The 15,500-nt window shown below is 65.5% G+C and carries 16 protein-coding genes; 11 read left to right on the top strand and 5 right to left on the bottom strand.

Annotated features, from left to right (window positions below):
• Positions 1 to 56 precede the first annotated feature (56 nt).
• Positions 57 to 698: a hypothetical protein gene (locus tag ACFQQC_RS14765; RefSeq protein WP_376863220.1), complete on the bottom strand. Its 642-nt coding sequence runs from the start codon at positions 696 to 698 to the stop codon at positions 57 to 59.
• Between the two features lie 1,232 nt (positions 699 to 1,930).
• Between ACFQQC_RS14765 and ACFQQC_RS14760 the strand changes: the two genes are divergently transcribed.
• From ACFQQC_RS14760 to ACFQQC_RS14740, 5 genes are all read left to right on the top strand, one after another.
• Positions 1,931 to 2,536, top strand: a complete 606-nt coding sequence (locus ACFQQC_RS14760) for a hypothetical protein (protein WP_376863219.1) — start codon at positions 1,931 to 1,933, stop codon at positions 2,534 to 2,536.
• A 430-nt stretch (positions 2,537 to 2,966) separates the two neighbouring features.
• Positions 2,967 to 3,686 carry a helix-turn-helix transcriptional regulator gene (locus ACFQQC_RS14755; protein WP_376863217.1) on the top strand — a complete coding sequence of 240 codons (720 nt, stop codon included), beginning with the start codon at positions 2,967 to 2,969 and terminating at the stop codon, positions 3,684 to 3,686.
• Positions 3,687 to 3,765: 79 nt separating this feature from the next.
• A complete protein-coding gene (locus ACFQQC_RS14750; RefSeq protein WP_376863216.1) occupies positions 3,766 to 5,277 on the top strand; it encodes a serine hydrolase domain-containing protein in 1,512 nt (503 codons plus the stop codon).
• A gap of 193 nt (positions 5,278 to 5,470) precedes the next feature.
• Positions 5,471 to 5,920: a hypothetical protein gene (locus ACFQQC_RS14745; protein WP_376863214.1), complete on the top strand. Its 450-nt coding sequence runs from the start codon at positions 5,471 to 5,473 to the stop codon at positions 5,918 to 5,920.
• The gene (locus ACFQQC_RS14740) at positions 5,917 to 6,450 is read left to right on the top strand and encodes a MarR family winged helix-turn-helix transcriptional regulator (protein WP_376863213.1); all 534 of its coding nucleotides are present in this window, start codon (positions 5,917 to 5,919) and stop codon (positions 6,448 to 6,450) included. The genes ACFQQC_RS14745 and ACFQQC_RS14740 overlap by 4 nt, the downstream gene beginning before the upstream one ends.
• A 329-nt stretch (positions 6,451 to 6,779) precedes the next feature.
• On the opposite strand, the gene ACFQQC_RS14735 is transcribed toward ACFQQC_RS14740, so the two are convergent.
• A complete protein-coding gene (locus ACFQQC_RS14735; RefSeq protein ID WP_376863212.1) occupies positions 6,780 to 7,049 on the bottom strand; it encodes an usg protein in 270 nt (89 codons plus the stop codon).
• Complete coding sequence (locus ACFQQC_RS14730; RefSeq protein ID WP_376863211.1) at positions 7,046 to 7,282, bottom strand: hypothetical protein; 237 nt, start codon at positions 7,280 to 7,282, stop codon at positions 7,046 to 7,048. The genes ACFQQC_RS14735 and ACFQQC_RS14730 overlap by 4 nt, the downstream gene beginning before the upstream one ends.
• 273 nt (positions 7,283 to 7,555) lie before the next feature.
• Here ACFQQC_RS14730 and groES point away from each other — a divergent pair, with 273 nt between their 5' ends.
• Positions 7,556 to 7,870: a co-chaperone GroES gene (gene groES, locus ACFQQC_RS14725; protein ID WP_376863210.1), complete on the top strand. Its 315-nt coding sequence runs from the start codon at positions 7,556 to 7,558 to the stop codon at positions 7,868 to 7,870.
• Positions 7,871 to 7,925: 55 nt separating this feature from the next.
• The gene (gene groL / locus ACFQQC_RS14720) at positions 7,926 to 9,545 is read left to right on the top strand and encodes a chaperonin GroEL (RefSeq protein WP_376863209.1); all 1,620 of its coding nucleotides are present in this window, start codon (positions 7,926 to 7,928) and stop codon (positions 9,543 to 9,545) included.
• 644 nt (positions 9,546 to 10,189) lie between these two features.
• Here groL and bdcA read toward each other — a convergent pair.
• The gene (bdcA, locus tag ACFQQC_RS14715) at positions 10,190 to 10,903 is read right to left on the bottom strand and encodes an SDR family oxidoreductase (RefSeq protein ID WP_376863208.1); all 714 of its coding nucleotides are present in this window, start codon (positions 10,901 to 10,903) and stop codon (positions 10,190 to 10,192) included.
• A gap of 75 nt (positions 10,904 to 10,978) precedes the next feature.
• Between bdcA and ACFQQC_RS14710 the strand changes: the two genes are divergently transcribed.
• Positions 10,979 to 11,569, top strand: a complete 591-nt coding sequence (locus ACFQQC_RS14710) for a TetR/AcrR family transcriptional regulator (protein ID WP_376863207.1) — start codon at positions 10,979 to 10,981, stop codon at positions 11,567 to 11,569.
• Between the two features lie 24 nt (positions 11,570 to 11,593).
• Here the strand turns inward: ACFQQC_RS14710 and ACFQQC_RS14705 are convergent, their stop codons facing one another.
• Positions 11,594 to 12,349: an SDR family oxidoreductase gene (locus ACFQQC_RS14705; protein WP_376863206.1), complete on the bottom strand. Its 756-nt coding sequence runs from the start codon at positions 12,347 to 12,349 to the stop codon at positions 11,594 to 11,596.
• A 70-nt stretch (positions 12,350 to 12,419) separates the two neighbouring features.
• Between ACFQQC_RS14705 and ACFQQC_RS14700 the strand changes: the two genes are divergently transcribed.
• From ACFQQC_RS14700 to ACFQQC_RS14690, 3 genes are all read left to right on the top strand, one after another.
• A complete protein-coding gene (locus ACFQQC_RS14700; protein ID WP_376863205.1) occupies positions 12,420 to 13,073 on the top strand; it encodes a TetR/AcrR family transcriptional regulator in 654 nt (217 codons plus the stop codon).
• Positions 13,073 to 14,005: an AEC family transporter gene (locus tag ACFQQC_RS14695; RefSeq protein ID WP_376863203.1), complete on the top strand. Its 933-nt coding sequence runs from the start codon at positions 13,073 to 13,075 to the stop codon at positions 14,003 to 14,005. The genes ACFQQC_RS14700 and ACFQQC_RS14695 overlap by 1 nt, the downstream gene beginning before the upstream one ends.
• Before the next feature lie 277 nt (positions 14,006 to 14,282).
• Entirely contained in the window at positions 14,283 to 15,497 is a 1,215-nt protein-coding gene (locus ACFQQC_RS14690) for a patatin-like phospholipase family protein (RefSeq protein ID WP_376863202.1), read from the top strand.
• The last annotated feature ends 3 nt before the right edge of the window (positions 15,498 to 15,500 follow it).

The following is a 15,500-nucleotide window of genomic DNA, read 5'->3' as shown; positions in this document are numbered from 1 at the left end:
GAGTGAGTCCGCAAATGGTCGGGAGACGAAGTTCGCCTAAGGGTGGAAAGCGGACGTCATACGGAAGTTCGGAAATGCGAGTGGGCGACGCTGGCCCCGTAAAAGAATGCAAACGCCAAGTTGAAAGCTCCACCTACAATCGGAGCTCCAAGCGGTGCAGGCAGATAGGTCGCGTTGGACAGGAGCAGATAAATCGCGCCTGGACTTACCACGGCGAACCAGATCGGCCAGTTTGTGGCTCGGGTGAGGATAGCGGCGGCCAACAGAAGTGACGCTGGAACCCCTACAAGCCCTCCCACCAGAAAATGCTTCGATAGGTAGGCTCCTACCAAATCGCTGTTCGAGCTGGCGGTCACCAACGCTAAAGCGAAGCTGCCCCATACGGCATGCGTGGCCGTCGCGATAACGGCGACGAGCAGGAACGCTCCCGCGACGCTAACTCGCAGCCATAAATGTCGCACTGCCATTCGCCCGTAGACATGACCGGCCCCAAGCGCATAGCCAAAGCCGCCCACCACTGAAGTAAGGCCACCAAGAGCCAACTGATCAGGATCTGTCCGCCGGACTACATCGAGCGAACTGCTCAATGCATCGTTGCCGGACCCAAACTGCCCATAAAAGAGCATGTCGCCGACAAACATGGCGAAGGCGCCAATCAATCCAGCGTAGCCGCACAGGCGAACGGTTGCAGTGTTCATCTCATCCTCCCGCGACGGTTGTATCTTGTTAATCTGATTGAGCAAGGTCCATGAACATCCGCAACGGGTCGCGAAGCGACATTCGCATAGGGTCCAGCAGCAGACCTACGCCGCCCAGGCTACAGCCGTGGAATAGTTCTCTCCATCTTCCACCGCGGCGCACCACCGCCGTCGCTACGAAATCGCGCGCTGGCGTTCGCTAAAAGGGCCAGTCCCCTACCTTGAAGCAGACCTGTCCGTAATCTGAGAAGGCTGGGCGCATTCGTTCGGGGAAAGCTCAGCCGGAAACATTCCGCTACCAATGGAAGTTGGTGACACCGATTGGTTAGTCACGGCAAGTTCATAGTCCCCCGGCTTGCGTTTTCCCGCATAGATGGAATGTTTGTGGCGGTTCGGATCTTCAGGAGTTCGCATGCCAGGCCATGAGTTAGCCGAGGTCGTCGTAAACGGGAAAAGACTGACCTTCTACTATAACTATCCGAGTTGGATGGATGGGGGCCGTGGAAGTGGTGGATTGCCAGGGGCGGATGCTGAAATAGGCCATGAGGACGAGGCGCTTGAGCAATGCGTGCCTATTGGCGGACTCTCTGACGATCAGAAGCTCAAAGTTCTTCTAGAGTTTGCCTTGGCTGTTTGGGCGGAAGAGATCAAAACAAACTTTGCCACTAATAGTGAGTGGGGGTCTATATTTTATATTGATCAGAACGGAGAGGTTAAATGGACCTCTCCAGCCACCACACCCGGAACGCCAAATGCGTCTTTCGATTGGAATAGCTCCGACCTGCCACAGCTAGGCGGAATGACGGATTACAGCCGAATAATCGCGATTGCTCACAGTCATCCCCGATACAATCTTGGGGGGAGTGGGCCTAACACCGACTATTACGATCCTGCGGACCCATTTCGTCTGCTCCGGCCGTCCCTACCTCACGTAAATTACGCAGGTACAAATCAAGGTGGAGACTGGGTCAGCTTCGACCACGTAGTGAACCAAGCGAATTGGCAGCGGATCCATGCTGGGGGCGCGGGCCCCCGAAGCGATCTAAGCCTCGTGATCGTCGGCGATACGGTTACAACTTCCGGAACCGAGACGAGGATCAATCGGTATGGTGCGTCAGACCATGGCTACGGGTCATTAGCTTATCCACCCGGCGGGGCCCAAGATGGGCTTTCTGGAGCGAGAGGCAACGTGCCACACATGGCGCTCCCGCCCTGCAAGGACTGATGCGGACATGTTAATCCTTTCCCTCTTAGCCGCAACCGCGGTCGTCCCTGATCCGGACTATTCAGGGCTTGGCTGGTTTCACGCTTCCCAGTCGGGAATGACGGCTCCGCAGTTGGTCGTGCATATCGAGCAGTGGAACAATCGCCTTCCGCCTGATGACCCTCACTGGGAAGTCGCCGTCACCATCGGTCGCACTCCGGCCCGTTCGGAACCTGCGTCCTACATCGCACTGCGCATTCGGGACGGCGCCGTCCAGTCAGCCGACACCCGGGATTGCGGCGCCGATGCCGTCCTGCTGGAGGTCAGCAATCTGGCGCCGGACTACCTGTTTGCGCCCCGACCAGACACGGACGATCAATGGCCATTGCCGCAAGGCGGTGGAGCCGGGACGTCGTACACTGTCCATTCGACCAGTGCTCAGAAGCCGGCGGCGGGTGAAGAGCGTTCGGGCGCGGCCGAGCTGCAGGTCAGCCTCACAGCGACCCGTGGCCCCATCGCCGCTTGGGGCGAGCGTTTCAGAGACGCGCTCAACCAGTGCGAATGGGTCCCGGAGCCGGCCCTGAAGCCGCCGCCCGTCGCCCGTGTATCGATCACCGACCGCGTGGGAAACTGAGCAGTTCTGTTCGTCTGCGACGGGCCGTGAAGCTACATCCGCAGAGTCCCCAGAGTTAGACCTAAGCAGCCCAAGCCACAGCCGTGGAGTAGCTTTCTCCATCTTCCACGGCGGCGCACCACCGCGGGAGCTACGAAGTCGCGCGCAGGCGTTCGATTCGAGCGCCAATTCATCGCCCTGGAGCGACCTTCGGAGAGTCTGTAGTGGGTGAAAGCGGAGTCACACTTGGCGATGCGTGAATGTCCACTTCTGGGCGGCATGCCAACTTCCGCTCCTGGCGCGTCTCGGACTTTGGCCCTGCTGGGGTTCTGCCGCTTAGCTGACGCCCGATAAGCGGACCCGCTGGGCCTCCCCTCAGGGTCGCGTGGATAAATTGCTTCAAGTGCATCTGAAAGCAGGATCCCGGTCCTCCTGATGGAGGGAGACCTTGATGATCACGACCGTGCTGTCCGAAACCCGCACCCATCGGCGGGTCCTGACCCACTATGCGCCTGACGAAGAATGTCGGGCGCACCGGCATTCGGAGGCCCAGATCTCCCTGTTGCTCGCGGGAAGCTATGTCGAGGACGGCACGAACGGCCTCCATGCGGTCGCTGGATCGAGTCTGAGCTGCAAACCCGGCGGCTTCGAACATCAGAATCGCTTCGGAGACCACGGAGCCCTGATCCTCTCGGTACACGACAAGACGCGGATGGCGGCCATCGCCGGTTACTCCGTCTCGGCCCTCGAGACGCGGCTCGCCGGTATGCGATTGCTCGACCGGGCGGTCGCAGGCGAACCCCTGGGGGTGGTCGGGACGAGTCGGCAGGGCGGCGCCCGTGAGGCCGAGCCGACCCAGCCCGCCTTGCGTGACGCCCGACGCAGGCTGCTCGGTGAGCCGGATCTCTCCGTCGCGCACCTGGCGCGATCGGTGGGCGTTCATCCGGTCCACCTCGCGAGGCTGTTTCGCAACGCCTTCGGGCAGCCGCCCGCCCGGATCCGGCGCGAGGTTCGTGCCGCCCGTGTGATCGACCGGATCGTACGCTCCAAGGCGTCTCTGGCGGAGATCGCCTTCGCAGAGGGTTTTTCCGACCAGGCCCATATGACCCGGGCGGTCGGGCAGGTCAGCGGATGGAGCCCCGGGGGGCTGCGTTGGCTGCTGGCGACCTGACGCGGATGTTTCCTCCGTTCAAGACGTTCGGCCCGCCCTCGTTCATCGCGGCTCCATCCTCAGTTCAAGGGCGCCCCTCATGAAGTCTTCCCATGCTTTCGCCGCTGTGTTGTCGCTCGCCCTGCTCTGGGCGCCAGCGCTCCGCGCCCAGACGGCGGACGCCGCACATGCGGCCGACATCGACGCCTTTGTGCGCAAGGCGATGGCGAGGGTCGAGGCGGTTCCAGGGCTGGCTGTCGCGGTCGTTACTGGGGATGAGGTCGTCATGACCCTCGGCTATGGCGTCGCGGATGTGCGGACGGGCGCACCGGTCGATGCTGAAACCGGATTCTATATCGCTTCGGCTACGAAATCCTTCACCGCGTTGGCGGTCGCGGGAATGGCCGCGCGGGGTGAGGTATCTCTGGATTCTCCGGTCTCGGCCTGGACCGGGAATCCTGAGGCGGCTTCGGGCTTGGTCGGTTCAGTCTCGCTCACCGATCTGCTGAGCCACAGATCGGGCCTCGACAACAATCCGATCGCCTTCCGAGCCGCCTATTCCGGCGATCATTCGCCGACAGTGATGCAGCGGCTCGCGGCGGAGACGGTGCAGCGGCCTGATACGCCCCGAGGCGTCTTCCGTTACTCCAACGCGGGCTACAATCTGGCGACCACCCTTCTGGAGGCAAGCCGCGGCCGCGACTGGCGGGTCATGGTCCGGGACGAGGTCCTGGCGTCTGCGGGCATGACGCAAACCACGGCCTGGATTTCGGAGGCGGGGAGGGCGCGAATCCTCGCCGTCGGCCATCTGGGCGACGGTCCGACGCCGAGAGTGAGCCCGCTGCAGAAAGTGGACGCCACCATGCAGTCCGCAGGCGGCCTGGTCTCCACCGCTCATGACATGGCGCGCTGGCTAGAGTTGCAGATCAACGATGGGCTGATCGACGGCAGGCAGGTCTTTCCGGCGGGGCTGATCAGATTCACGCACCGCCCCCTGGTGACCCAGGACACGGCGTTCGGAGCCTATCATCGCGATGGCTACGGCCTCGGATGGCAGGTCGGCCGTTACGGCACAGACGTCCTCATCCATCACTTCGGCAACTTCTCCGGCTCGCGGGCGCATGTCTCCTTCATGCCGGATCGGCGTCTGGGCGTTGCGGTGATGGTTAACGAAGATCTGGTCGCCGGCGCACTCGCGGATGTTGTGGCCAACTATGTCTATGACCGGTTTGCCGAGCGGCCGGATCTGGACGCCGTCTACGAGGCGGAACTGGCGACCCTCGTCGAACGGCGGGACCGACGCCGAGCCGGACTGGCGGCGGCGCGCGCAGAACGGGCCGCACGGCCGTGGTCTCTGTCGCGACCGATGACGAGCTACGTCGGGACCTATGTGAACCCGGCCATGGGATCCTTGCAGATCGGCCAGTTAGACGGGCGAATGACCGTGGCGATCGGCGTCCTGTCCGCCGTGGCGGAAGCCTATACGGACGCGGAAAGCGTCCGTGTTGAGCTGGTCCCTTTCCAGGGCGAGGTGCTGTCGTTCCAAAGCCCGGACACGCTCGTGTTCGAGGGAGAGACATTTTTGCGAGCCGGCATCCGGCTGATTCCCTAGACGCTGAGCGGTGGGCTGTCGGAGAGGCGGTGTCTTGGCCGGGCGCCGGCTCGGTCAGAAGCCGTTGGGTCGTTCAGACCGAGTGGCGACGGCGGCGGGCGGTTGAGCGCCGCGGGTTTGCCATGATCTCCGTGCCATCATCTCGTGGGAGCCTCACTTCAGACTGGCCTGATCCATGCGGAGGATTCAACTTATGAAACAGTCTGGATGGAGCGGGATGCTCGTCGCGTCTGTCATGCTTGGGAGCTGCTCGCCCGGCGCCGCTGTGACCGACGATGGCGACCTGCCTGTGTTGGTCAGGAGCAGCATCCGAACCAATGCGTCGCTGCAGGCCCTCGCGCAAGGGACTTTGCATCTGGATAGGGCTGGGTGCCTCCGAATCGGCGAAGGCGGGCCCTTTGTCATCTGGCCGTATGACAGCCGTGTCTCCCGTACGGCGGAAGGCCTCGTCCAGGTCACCGACGGCTTGTCCGGACAGGCCATCGACGTCGGCCAGGAATTCGCCGTGGCTGGCGCAGGCGTGGACGTCCCGCCGACCGAACTCAGGGAGCCAATTCCGCCCGCATGCGCGACGGGTCGATTCTGGCTCGCTGGACCCGTGATGAGTGAGGCGGACCGCCTGGCGGTGACCAACAGACGGTGAGCCTCGGGTTGGCGCCGCGCGCGTCCGGAGACCAGGGCGGATGCGATCCAGATCATTGGCCGGGTCATCTGGCTGGGTCGGCAATACGAAGACAGCGTCACGCGGATGCTGGCGGACACGGGACTGTCCTATTCGGACCACGACGTGCTCGCGACCCTGCGTCGGGCCGGGGAACCGTACGAACTGACGCCGAACTTGCCCGGCAGGTCCTGCTCACGTCCGGCGGCCTAACGGCGTGCCTGCGTCGACTTGAGACCGCAGGCCTGATCTCGCGCCGGAGCGTGCCGGAAGATCGGCGGCGGCTTCTGGCCCGGCTGACTGACGCAGGATACGACTTGATCGAGTCCTTCGTTGATCAGCGTTTCGCGGCCGCGAACCAAGCTTTGGCCGTCCTCGATCGGCAGCAGAAAGCGGACCTCGAAGCGATGCTGCGCCAGCTTATCTCGGAACCAGTGGGGCCCCGAGGTTCGAGTGGGTCGAGTCCGGGCCAGGTCTGGCTGAAGCGCCACCGTGGTGCCTTGTCCCGTTGATGTCCGGGGCGGCACCGCGAAGGTCGCTTATGCGGCGGGAGCGCAATGTCCGCTGATGGCGCGTTGCCGCCGTCCCGGGGAGGAAGGGGCGGAAACGGCTGTGGTCGTCCTAGGGGACAGCCGCTGTCAGGCCTGCGTGGGTGGCTCCGCGGCACTGGAGATCACCTGAATTGGCGCGGCTGGAAGGTGCGGAATCTCAACCGGGTGTCCCGGGCGGGCGTCGGCGTGCGATCGGAGGCGCCAGAGGATGTTGGCGACGAGCTTACGACCTGATCTCCGGCGCGATGAAGCAGCGTTCTCGTCGTCCGGTTTATGTTTCGACAAACGGGTCACCGCAGAGGGATGACGCCGTCGACCGCCCGCCATTCGGTAGGCCCGATCAGCCGCCCATGGGCGATCCGGACCGAATGTAGGGACGCCTCGATCTCCAGCCGCCAGTGGTCGAGAAAGTCGAACAGCACGGGAAAGTCGGGCGCCAGATCGTACTCCTGCCAGACAAACAGTTGCAGAATCGAGGGGGCGTCGGGGCGGTAGTAATGGATCTCGGCGAGGGTGAGCCCGTACCCCTCCAGCTGAGCGATGACGCCGCGATCGATCATGGCGCCGCGGCGCCGGGGACCCGGGGATCGTCCAGCCCGCGGAAGGCGTTGAGCAGCGTGTCGATCGACGCTGTCCGGCGCGGGGGAGATGGGATCGCCGTTTTTTGCGAGGGGGCCGATGCCGCGCGACCGGACGCCCAGGCGGCGAGGTTGGCGCGCTGGACCTCAGGCTCCAGGCCGGGCCGACGATCGATATCGAAGGGGTGAAGGTAACGGGAAAACGGCTGCGACATGGCCAATCTCCTATCCGTGTGTCGCTCCTCTCCACGCGCGGGCAGCGCGCATGCGGCTTGGGATTTTGTTGCGCCTTCGGCTCCCGTCAAGGGGCGCGACGAGCACGTGAAATCGCCTCCCGAGACCCCGGCCGCAGGCCCGGTTCCCGCGCCGTCAAAAAAATTTCGGTCGGCGTCTTGATCGCGAAAATCGCCTTGCCCAGCTCACGCCCGCCTCTCGGTTCCAGGGCCGGGAGGGCCATCACAAACCGTTTTGCATCTGGAGGTTTTGCCATGCATTTCCGCCCCTTGCACGACCGTGTGGTCGTCCGTCGCATCGAGGTCGAGGAGAAGACTTCGGGCGGCGTCATCATCCCTGACACCGCCAAGGAAAAGCCGCAGGAAGGCGAGGTCGTGGCCGTCGGTCCGGGCGCCCGTGACGACGCCGGCCAAGTCGTCGCCCTTTCCGTCCAGGTAGGAGACCGGGTCCTGTTCGGCAAATGGTCGGGTACGGAGGTCCGCATCGACGGCGAGGACCTGCTGATCATGAAGGAGAGCGACATTCTCGGTGTGATCGAGGCCGTCGAAGCGCTGAAGAAGGCGGCCTGATCCGGTCGTCGTCGTCCCGAACCCACAGAAAGGATTTGAAGAAAGGAGCAGGCAGATGGCTGGCAAGGACGTGAAATTCGCCTCGGATGCGCGCGACCGCATGCTGCGCGGCGTCGACACCCTGGCCAATGCGGTCAAGGTGACCCTCGGTCCCAAGGGCCGCAATGTGGTGATCCAGAAGAGCTACGGCGCGCCGCGCATCACCAAAGACGGCGTCACCGTCGCTAAGGAGATCGAACTCGCCGACAAGTTCGAGAACATGGGCGCCCAGATGCTGCGCGAGGTCGCCAGCAAGCAAAACGACAAGGCGGGAGACGGCACCACCACCGCCACCGTCCTCGCCCAGGCGATCGTGCGCGAAGGCTCCAAGGCGGTGGCCGCCGGCATGAACCCGATGGACCTCAAGCGCGGCATCGATCTCGCCGTCGGCGCGGTGGTCAAGGATCTCCAAAGCCATGCCAGGAAAGTCGTCGCCAACAGCGAGATCGCCCAGGTCGCGACCATCTCCGCCAATGGCGATGAGGAGATCGGCCGGATCCTGGCCAAGGCGATGGAAACGGTCGGCAACGACGGGGTGATCACGGTGGAGGAGGCCAAGAGCCTTCAGACCGAGCTAGAGACCGTCGAAGGCATGCAGTTCGACCGCGGCTACCTCTCCCCCTACTTCGTCACCAACGCCGAGAAGCTCAAGGTCGAACTCGACGATCCCTACATCCTGATCCACGAGAAGAAGCTCTCGAACCTTCATGCTCTGCTGCCCCTGCTGGAGAAGGTCGTCCAATCGAACCGCCCTCTGCTCATCATCGCCGAGGATGTGGAAGGCGAGGCGCTGGCGACGCTCGTGGTCAACAAGCTGCGCGGCGGGCTCAAGATCGCGGCGGTCAAGGCCCCCGGCTTCGGTGATCGCCGCAAGGCGATGCTGGAGGACATCGCCATCCTCACCGGCGGCAATGTGGTCTCCGACGATCTCGGCATCAAGCTGGAGACGGTCACCGTCGATATGCTCGGCCGCGCCAAGAAGGTGGTCATCGACAAGGACAACACGACCGTCATCGACGGCGCCGGGCAGAGGGCAGATCTCGATCGTCGCGTCGCGCAGCTGCGTCAGCAGCTCGAGGCCACCACGTCCGACTATGACCGCGAGAAGCTGCAGGAGCGCGTAGCCAAGCTCGCCGGCGGCGTCGCGGTGATCCGGGTCGGCGGCGCCACCGAGATCGAGGTCAAGGAGAAGAAGGACCGGGTCGACGACGCGCTGCACGCCACCCGGGCCGCGGTCGAGGAAGGCATCCTGCCGGGCGGCGGCATCGCCCTGCTGCGGGCTATCAAGGCGCTGGACGGCCTGAAGGCCGCCAACGACGACCAGCAGTCCGGCATCGACATTATCCGCCGGTCGCTGCGCGCCCCGACGCGGCAGATCGTCGAGAACGCCGGGGAGGACGGGGCCTACATCATCGGCAAGCTGCTCGAAAGCGAGGACTACAGCTGGGGCTTCAACGCCGCGACCGGCGAGTACCAGGACCTCGTCAAGAGCGGCGTGATCGACCCCGCCAAGGTCGTGCGCACTGCGCTCCAAGACGCCGCGTCGGTCGCCTCGTTGCTCATCACCACCGAGGCGCTCGTGGCCGAGGCGCCCAAAGAGGAGAAGGCCGCGCCGATGCCGGCGATGGACTACTGAGGGAAGTCGGGGCCGGCGAATGCCGGCCCCGACGTTCAGGTCTAGACTGCACGGCTTCTAGGCATCAGCCTTCCTGAGGGTCTGGCGAGATGCACTGAGCGGTGGTGCATTGGCTTCGAAGCAGGCGTTGTTCAACCCGCGTGTCGGCACGCGATATTCACAGGGGACACCCCGTCAACGACCAACCCGCAAATGAGCACCCAAGCTCCCAAACAAGTCAGGGACGAACCTTCTATCATCGACGCCGAAGGTCTGCTTTCGGGATTGATGCCAACGTCCGCTGCTAGCGCATTCGCGACTTTTGGCTGATGATCCCAGTGACGGTATCGTCGAAGCCCGCCCAGTCGCTCTTGTCGGTATCGCAAGCGCTCTAAGGGCTGCGCCCAGCTGTGCCTAGCGGAGCAATCGCCGGCAATCACGTGCCGATAGATGACGAGATCACTGAAATTTTATAGTGACCAAATTGCTCTTTGTTTTCAGTAGCCGTGCAAGGTTGTCGGTATCGTTGACGGCAGAAACTGTAGATCAAAGAAAAGGCGCTGATAAATCAGCGCCTTCTGGTCCATTGGACAATCGAGTGGGAATAAGGTCCTGAGCACGGGCGAGGTCGGCGACGGCCTCGCCCGTGTCATGACAGCCGGTCGTCAGGCGCCGAAAGCGCCGTCGATGGTGTGCATGGCGCCGGTCACGAAGCCGGCTTCGGGGCCCGCCAGCCAGGCGACCATGCCTGCGACTTCTTCCGGACGACCATGGCGCTTGATGGCCATGAAGCTGTGCATCAGCTCCTTCATCGGGCCGTCTTCCGGATTGGCGTCGGTGTCGATGGGGCCGGGCTGGACGACATTGATGGTGATGCCGCGCGGGCCGAAGTCACGCGCCAGGCCGCGGGCGAGACCCTGCAGGGCCGACTTGCTGACCGCATAGGACGCCATGCCGGGCACCGGCATCCGGTCGCCGTTGACCGAGCCGATGACGATGATCCGCCCGCCGTCCGGCATCTGCCGGGCCGCTTCGACGGAGGCGTGATAGGGCGCGTGGATATTGACCTCGAACAGCCGGTCAACGGCGTCCGGGTCCTGCTCGAGGGCGTCGCCGAACAGGGCGAAACCGGCGTTGACGACCAGGACGTCCAGCGGCCCGCTGTCCCGCACACGCGCGATGACCGCGTCGCGATCCGCGCTGTCGGTCTGGATCGCGACGGAACCGGTCTCCGTCGCCAGCTGCTCGGCCGCATCGCGCGAACCGGCCCAGGTGAAGGTGACCTTGGCGCCGTCCGCCGCGAAGCGCCGCACGATTGCAGCCCCGATGCCGCGGCTGCCGCCGAGGACCAGAACCGACTTGTTCTTGAACGAGGTCATGTGACCCTCCTTGAGGTTTAATGTAGTGGACGCTACATAAAACTCGAAAGGCCGGGGTCAAGGATTTTTGTAATAATGACTACAAATAAAGCGAGGGCGCGGGGCAGGCCGCGTCGGTTCGATCCGGATGAGGGGGTGGCGACGGCGCAGCAGCTGTTCCACGCGCGCGGCTATGACGCCGTCAGCGTCGCTGACGTGACCGAGGCGCTGGGGATCAATCCGCCCAGCTTCTACGGCGCCTACGGGAGCAAGGCGCAGCTGTACGGACGGGTGCTGGACCGTTGGGCGATCACCGGCGCGATACCGATGTCCGACATCCTGCGGCCGGATCGCCCGGTCGCGGAGGCCCTGGTCGATCTTCTGGAGGAGGCCGCCCGCCGCTACGCCGGAGCGCCGGAAGCGACGGGCTGCCTCGTTCTGGAAGGCACGCGGTCGAACGACCGTGACGCCCGCGACGCGGCATGCGGGGTCAATCGCGCTGCCGAGGAGGCGATCCGGGCCTACATCGCGGCCCGTCATCCGGATGAGGCGGACCGGCTGACTGACTTTGTCAGCACGACCATGTCCGGCCTTTCGGCCAAGGCGCGCAACGGAAACAGCCTGGACCAACTGCTGTCCACGGCCCGGCTGGCCGGTACGGCCATCGCCGGTGTGCTTCCCGCCTGATCAGGGCGGGAAGCGGACGACGGATCAGGCCTCGGCGGCCCAGGCGATGGCGTCGGGGCCTGCGGGAAGCACCATCGGGCAGTCCGGGTCGGTCGCGGCGCGGTAGACAGCCTCGGCCACGTCCTTCGCCGTGGTCACCGGTCCGGCGGCGGCGGCCTGCATGGCGGCCATGGTGCGCTGGGTGAAGTCGGCGTAGGCCTCGGGGAAGCCGCCCGCCTGCTGGATCTGGCCGCGGGCGCTGTCGCCGAAGCGGGTCGACGGCGCCATGCCGGGCATGACGATGCGGGCGCGGATGCCGAACTCCGCCAGCTCCGGCGCGGCCGACTCCGTCAGGGCGTTCAGCGCCGCCTTCGAGGCGCGATAGACCGACAGCAGGGGCAGGGGCTTGTAGAGCGAGCTGGAGCTGACGTTGACGATGGCGCCCGAGCGTCGGGCGCGCATGGCGGGCAGGACGGCCTGCATCATGGCGATGGCGCCGAACAGGTTGGTCTCGAACAGGCTGCGGGTCGTGTCCATCGGCGTGCCCTCGATGGCGTTCAGCCAGCCGATCCCAGCGTTGTTGACCAGAACATCCACGGGGCCCGCGGCGGCGACTGCGGCCGCGATGCTGTCCGGGTCCGCGACGTCCAGCGCCAGAACGCGCAGGTGGTCGGAGGCGGGCAGGGTGCTGGCGGACGGGTCGCGCATGGTGGCGATGACGGTCCAGCCCTTGTCGAGGAACTCGATCGCGGTCTCGCGACCAAAGCCGGTCGAGCTGCCGGTGATCAGAACGGTTTGCATGGGAAACGCCTTGCGATGAGCGGGGGGAGGCCTCAAAATATGAAGCATCCTTCAGTTTCGGAATTCGCATTTGAACCGGCCCGAGCCCGCCCTGCTGCAGCCCCGCAAAACGCCACAACAGGCCCGTTCGGCCGCCACCATCAGGGCGATCCGGGAGGCGACCGTTCAGGTTTTGCTGGCTGACGGCATCGGGCGGCTGACGACCACCCGGGTCGCCGAGCGCGCAGGGGTGTCGGTCGGGACCATGTACCAGTATTTCCCGCACAAGCAGGCCTTGCTGTTCGGCATCGTCGAGCGCCAGCTGACAGCGACCGAGGACGCGATGCGTGACGCCTGCGCGCGGCTGGCGGGACGTGACCTGGCGGGGATCGCGCAGGGGCTCCCCGAGGCCTGGCTGGCCGCCAAGACGGCGGACATCGTGTCGTCGCGCGCGATCTACGGCATCGCCGCCGAGTTCGACCTTTCGGACCATATGGAGCGGGCGATCAGTGTGATGACGGCGCTGTTCGATGACCTGCTGGCCAGCGCGCCGGGAACGCGGTTCGCGGATCGGGCCTCTGTCGCCTTCATGCTGACGGCGATGCTGGGCGGTTCGGTCAGGGTGGTCATGGAGGCCGATCCGTCCGAGGAGAACCTGGCCCGCCTGCGCGAGGAACTGCCCCGCGCCTGCTACGCCTACCTCGCCTCCGCCAATCTGGACGGCGCCGGAGCAACGCAGGTCTGATGTCCGTCGCCCTGATCGTCCTGCCGATCTTCGGCCTGATCCTGGCCGGTTTCGTCGCGCGTCGCACGGACACGCTCGGGCCGGCGGCGACGCGCGAGCTGAACCGGTTCGTGGTCAACCTGGCCTTGCCGGCCCTGCTGTTCGACATCGTGGCGAGCGCGCGCTGGGCGGATATCTGGCGGCCGGGCTTCATCGGCGCATTCGGGATCGGCGCGGGGGCGGTCTTCGCCCTGACCCTGGCCCTGCGGCTGTGGAAGCGAAGGACGCTGGCGGACGCCTCGGTCGAGGGACTGGGCGCCGCCTATGCCAACACCGCCTTCATCGGTTTCCCGCTGACCGTGGCGGCGCTCGGGCCGGGCATGCTGACGCCGACGCTGATCGCGACCCTGCTGACCGTCTGCCTGCTGTTCGCCGTGTCCATCGTGCTGATCGAGATCGGCCTGCAGGAGGAGCGCAGCGGGCTGAAGGTGGCCCGCAAGGTGCTGATCGCGCTGGCGCGCAATCCGCTGGTGATCGCGCCGACCCTGGGCGCGGTCTTTCTGGCGGCGGGCTGGACCGAGCCGCAGCCGCTGCACGTCTTCCTGGATCTTCTGGGTGGTGCGGCGGCGCCCTGCGCGCTGGTCACGCTGGGGCTGTTCCTGGGCGAGAAGGTCGCCGGGCCAAGGCCGGCGGTGGGGGACATCGCCCTGCTGACCGGGCTGAAGCTGCTGGCCCAGCCGCTGCTGACCTGGGCGCTGGCGGTGCATGTCTTTCGCCTGCCCGCGCCATTGGTGCATGGGGCGGTCCTGCTGGCCATGCTGCCGACCGGGACCGGGGCTTTCATGCTGGCCCAGCTCTATGGACGGGAGGCGGCTCTGACGGCGCGGGTTGTGCTGGTCACCACCCTGCTGTCCGTGCCGCTGATCATCGGCTGGCTGAGCTGGATCGGCTGATTTGATCCGCATCAAGGCGCCGGCGCGGGCCGCGGCGCACAGAAAGCTCCACAAACGGAGCCTGTCATGCCTGAAGCCGCTATTCCCGTCGTCGCCGCCATCGTCGGCCTGTTCGCCGTTTTCATGATCGTGGTCGGCGGCGTTTCCGTCTGGACGAATCTGCCGGACGGCAAATGACCGGCGGAAAAAGCGCCCCGCCGGCGGGGTGACGCGCAACAACCTGCGCTGTTGGGGATTTCCCATCGCAGACCCCGGATCAGGCAGGTTGGAGACGATGATGGCGCGCCGGTCAGGATTACGCGGATGGCTGCGTCTGGGCGCGGTCGTGGCGCTCGCGGGGGGACTGTCCGCCTGCGGAACGCTGGCCCGGATCGATCCGCTGCCGGTGCGGACGCTGGACGCCCCGGTGTCGCCGACGCAGGACCCGCGCATCCGGCCCGGCGATCAGGTGCGGTCGCATGAGGTGATCGAACTATTCACCCGCAGGCTGGCGCATCAGGAGGGCACCGGCGCGGTGCTGGCCCTGTCCGGCGGCGGCGCCAATGGTGCGTTCGGCGCGGGCGTGCTGGTCGGCTGGAGCGAGGCGGGAAACCGGCCGCAGTTCGATATCGTCACCGGCATCAGCACCGGCGCCCTGACGGCGCCGTTCGCCTTCCTGGGCGCCGACTGGGATGACGAACTGCGCGAGGCCTATACCGGCGGCGGGGCGTCCAACATCCTCAGTCCGCGAGCGCTGGCGGGGTTGATCCATCCCAGCCTGTACAGCTCCGCGCCGCTGCGGCGGCTGGTCGAGCAGAATGTGACGCCGGAGTTGCTGCGGGCCATCGCCGCCGAGCATGCGAAGGGGCGGCGGTTGCTGGTGGTGACCACCAATCTGGACACCCAGGAATCCATCGTCTGGGACATGGGCCAACTGGCGAGCCAGGGCGACGAACAGGCCCTGCTGCTGTTCCGCGAGGTTCTGGTGGCCTCGGCGAGCATTCCCGGCGTGTTTCCGCCGGTGATGATCGCGGGCCTGCAGGGCGATCAGATCGTCGAGGAGATGCATGTCGACGGCGGCGTGAACATGCCCTTCCTCGGCGTGCCGGAAGACATCCTCGCGGCCGGGCAGCGGACGCCGGGCGCCGAGCGGGCGTCCCTCTATGTGCTGATCAACGGCCAGACCGGGCGGACGACGGGCGTGGTGCGCGGCAGTCTGCCGGCGATCCTGACCCGCACCTATGAAAGCATGAGCAAGGCGTCCACACGGACCCATCTGGCGGCCAATGCGGCGTTCGCGGCGCGCAACGGCGCCCGCTTCCATGTCGCGTCCATTCCGGCGGATGCGGACGCCTCGGCGCTCAATTTCGAGCACGATTCGATGGTGCGGGTGTTCGAGATGGGGCGGGCCCGGGCTTTGGCGGGCGAGGCCTGGGTCAGCCCTGCGGCGGAGCTGGCGGCCCAGCCTCCTGTGGTTGCGCCGATTGCCCCGCAAACGCCCGCCGCGAACTGATTT

The organism is Brevundimonas sp. GCM10030266 (assembly GCF_042666595.1).
GTDB lineage: Bacteria > Pseudomonadota > Alphaproteobacteria > Caulobacterales > Caulobacteraceae > Brevundimonas.
This window is presented reverse-complemented; position numbering and strand designations above follow the sequence as displayed.

Excerpts from the sequence above, each read along its gene's own strand:
- ACFQQC_RS14765 (WP_376863220.1), bottom strand. The coding sequence starts at position 698 with ATGAACACTGCAACCGTTCGCCTGTGCGGCTACGCTGGATTGATTGGC.
- ACFQQC_RS14760 (WP_376863219.1), top strand. The coding sequence starts at position 1,931 with ATGTTAATCCTTTCCCTCTTAGCCGCAACCGCGGTCGTCCCTGATCCG.
- ACFQQC_RS14755 (WP_376863217.1), top strand. The coding sequence starts at position 2,967 with ATGATCACGACCGTGCTGTCCGAAACCCGCACCCATCGGCGGGTCCTG.
- ACFQQC_RS14750 (WP_376863216.1), top strand. The coding sequence starts at position 3,766 with ATGAAGTCTTCCCATGCTTTCGCCGCTGTGTTGTCGCTCGCCCTGCTC.
- ACFQQC_RS14745 (WP_376863214.1), top strand. The coding sequence starts at position 5,471 with ATGAAACAGTCTGGATGGAGCGGGATGCTCGTCGCGTCTGTCATGCTT.
- ACFQQC_RS14735 (WP_376863212.1), bottom strand. The coding sequence starts at position 7,049 with ATGATCGATCGCGGCGTCATCGCTCAGCTGGAGGGGTACGGGCTCACC.
- ACFQQC_RS14730 (WP_376863211.1), bottom strand. The coding sequence starts at position 7,282 with ATGTCGCAGCCGTTTTCCCGTTACCTTCACCCCTTCGATATCGATCGT.
- groES (WP_376863210.1), top strand. The coding sequence starts at position 7,556 with ATGCATTTCCGCCCCTTGCACGACCGTGTGGTCGTCCGTCGCATCGAG.
- groL (WP_376863209.1), top strand. The coding sequence starts at position 7,926 with ATGGCTGGCAAGGACGTGAAATTCGCCTCGGATGCGCGCGACCGCATG.
- bdcA (WP_376863208.1), bottom strand. The coding sequence starts at position 10,903 with ATGACCTCGTTCAAGAACAAGTCGGTTCTGGTCCTCGGCGGCAGCCGC.
- ACFQQC_RS14710 (WP_376863207.1), top strand. The coding sequence starts at position 10,979 with ATGACTACAAATAAAGCGAGGGCGCGGGGCAGGCCGCGTCGGTTCGAT.
- ACFQQC_RS14705 (WP_376863206.1), bottom strand. The coding sequence starts at position 12,349 with ATGCAAACCGTTCTGATCACCGGCAGCTCGACCGGCTTTGGTCGCGAG.
- ACFQQC_RS14695 (WP_376863203.1), top strand. The coding sequence starts at position 13,073 with ATGTCCGTCGCCCTGATCGTCCTGCCGATCTTCGGCCTGATCCTGGCC.
- ACFQQC_RS14690 (WP_376863202.1), top strand. The coding sequence starts at position 14,283 with ATGGCGCGCCGGTCAGGATTACGCGGATGGCTGCGTCTGGGCGCGGTC.